The sequence below is a fragment of the Streptomyces sp. S6 genome (genome assembly GCF_054880855.1).
Genome location: NZ_JBTYMC010000586.1, coordinates 1 through 1,874, shown reverse-complemented (window position 1 = coordinate 1,874; position 1,874 = coordinate 1). Strand labels below are relative to the sequence as shown.

Annotated in this window: 3 protein-coding genes and 1 pseudogene; all 4 read right to left on the bottom strand. The window is 71.1% G+C overall.

Going from position 1 to position 1,874, the window contains the following annotated elements:
* Positions 1–98: 98 nt before the first annotated feature.
* Positions 99–269: a hypothetical protein gene (locus ACVNF4_RS35525; RefSeq protein WP_461806963.1), complete on the bottom strand. Its 171-nt coding sequence runs from the start codon at positions 267–269 to the stop codon at positions 99–101.
* Positions 270–283: 14 nt separating this feature from the next.
* Positions 284–637 (bottom strand): hypothetical protein, encoded by a 354-nt coding sequence (locus tag ACVNF4_RS35520; RefSeq protein ID WP_461806962.1) that lies wholly within the window; start codon positions 635–637, stop codon positions 284–286.
* Between the two features lie 65 nt (positions 638–702).
* Positions 703–1,587, bottom strand: coding sequence for a hypothetical protein (locus tag ACVNF4_RS35515; protein ID WP_461806961.1), 885 nt, complete (start codon positions 1,585–1,587; stop codon positions 703–705).
* A gap of 122 nt (positions 1,588–1,709) precedes the next feature.
* Positions 1,710–1,874, bottom strand: a pseudogene (locus ACVNF4_RS35510) (putative protein N(5)-glutamine methyltransferase); the annotation flags it as partial.

Genomic DNA, 1,874 nt, shown 5'->3' with positions numbered 1-1,874 from the left:
CAGGACCGTACCCGCTCTCGCAAGCGCTTTCTAGACCCTGGGCCCATTTCACATGATTGCCAACCTCATGCAAGCGAAAGCCCTTTCGCGAAATCGATTCAACTGGCACTCGGAAGCTCCTCGGGCCACAGCCCCTCGACGATCCGCGCGGTCCCGCACCCGGCGGACAGCTCCTCGGCGAGCAGGGCGAGGAGGCCGCGCAGCCTGGGCGCGGTGATCTCCCGCCCTCGGCAGGAGACACGGCTCAGCAGGGTCAACTCGGTGCTCACCCAGGCAGATTAGGTCACCTGTTGGCCAGCCGGACGTGGAGTTCCCTCTCCTGGTCGCCGGAGGCGGTGGTGAGGTCGCGGACGGTGAAGAGGGAGTCGAGGGTGGTGCGGAGGCGGTCGATGGCCCAGTAGCCGCCCTGGGCGTCGGCCTCGACGGTGGCGGCGAGCGGGGCGGGCGGTGGGCAGGTGTGGGCGTCGGTGACCTCGAAGGTGCCGAGCCAGACGGCCGGCCGGGTCTCGTGGAGCCGCTGGGGGACGTCGTCCGCGTCCCGGTCGGACGCGAAGCAGGCGCAGAGTGTGTCGAACACGATTTTCGCGTCGTCGTGGTGGCAGCCGCTGATCTCGACGGAGACGGATTCCTCACGCACCGTGATCACCTCCTGGGGGTGTGGAGTGGCTCGCGTACCACGCCACACCTCCAGGAAACCACCGTTCACCAGCTCCTGGTGAAGCGGTACGTCTTGCTGTCGGTGAGGACGCAGAAGCCGGGGGAGATGACGATGACGCGCAGGACGCCGGTGCGGCGGTCGTAGTCGATGCCCTCGGTCTCGAAGTTGCCGGAGCAGCCGCTGCGCAGGGGGAGCTGGCGCAGGGCGGTGACGCGGCCCGAGACGTTCGCGGTGCCGGTCGGCGGGGCGGACAGGTCGACCTGGAGGAGGGGCTTCGTCACGCCGAAGAGGGTGCCGGCGGGGTCGTCCGAGGAGCACAGGAGGGTCGTCGGGCCGGAGAAGTCGCAGCCCTGGACGTCGCGGACGGGGCGGTCGAGGGTGACGGTCCTGACCCAGGGGAGGTCGGTGCCCGGGGAGGTGGCCGGGTTGACGCCGGGGGTGGGGAAGACGAGGAAGCGGGTCATCGTGCCCCACTCCCCCGCTAGCATCCACTGCCCGTCCGGGGAGATCGCGACCCACGAGTTGTTCATGGCCTCGCCCGCGCCGAGCTGGTGGACGTACTCGGACCAGGTGCCGTTCGGGGACTGGACGCGGAACATCTTCGCGGCGCCCGAGTCCCGCTGGTACGGCTCGATGTAGGTGCCGTCGTAGGCGGCGTCCGGGTCGCCGACGTGGTTCCAGCCTCGGATGCTGACGCCGACCGGGATGGTGCCTATGCCGGTGTAGCGGTTCGGGCTGTTCGCGGGGACCTCGACGGAGGTCAACCCCTGGCTCTCGGTCAGCGGGTCGGCCCGGTCGGAGCCGGCCTCGGTCCAGGTGTCGGCGGCGGATGCGGGCGGCGCGGTGGAGAGGGCGAGAGCCGCGGCGGTGGCGAGGGTCGCCAGGGCGGCACGGACGCGGCGGGCGCGACGGGTGGGGCGCGGGGGCATGAAGGGCTACTCCTCGGTAGGGAGAGGTTCGGCGGAACAGTGTGGCGAAGGGTGCGGGGCGTGTACAACCCGTCCCTGAGGGCGAGTTGGGGAATTCCGGCCGACTCGCGGGTACGCGTCGGCTAGGCCCGCGTCCCGATCACGACATGCGCGTACAGGTCGTCGTCGTACTCCAGGCGCGTCGCGAGGCCGCCCGCCTCGAACGCCTCGACGGCCGCCGTCGCCTGCCGTTCGCTCGTCTCGACGAGGACGCAGCCCCCCGGTGCCAGCCAGCGCGGCGCCCCGGC